Source organism: Halomonas sp. ND22Bw (assembly GCF_003011945.1).
Lineage (GTDB): Bacteria > Pseudomonadota > Gammaproteobacteria > Pseudomonadales > Halomonadaceae > Halomonas > Halomonas halophila.
The window spans coordinates 1-266 of sequence record NZ_PXWD01001022.1 but is presented as its reverse complement, the minus strand read 5'-3'; the positions used below and the strand labels follow the sequence as shown (position 1 = coordinate 266).

The 266-nt window shown below is 68.8% G+C and carries 1 protein-coding gene; it reads right to left on the bottom strand.

The window, feature by feature from the left end; all coding sequences use genetic code 11:
- Window positions 1-41 precede the first annotated feature (41 nt).
- On the bottom strand, window positions 42-266 hold a 225-nt coding region (locus tag CVH10_RS21270), incomplete at its 5' end, for an aldo/keto reductase (protein WP_146143233.1).

The window sequence follows — 266 nt, the reverse complement described above, 5'->3', positions numbered from 1 at the left end:
AGCGATCCGACCGGGCCTTTTTCACTTCAGACGTCTGGCGCTCAACGATTCAGGGCCGCCCGCGCCGCCTCGGCATAGCGATGCCCGCTGGCGGCACCCTTGGGGAAGACCGCGTCGATTCGGGCCAGGTCTTCCGGCGACAGCACGATGTCGACGGCGGCCGCATTCTGTTCAAGCGTCGGGATGCGGCGTGTGCCGGGGATGGGGACCAGATCATCGCCTTGCGCCAGAACCCAGGCCAGGGCCAGTTGGGCGGCCGTGCCGCC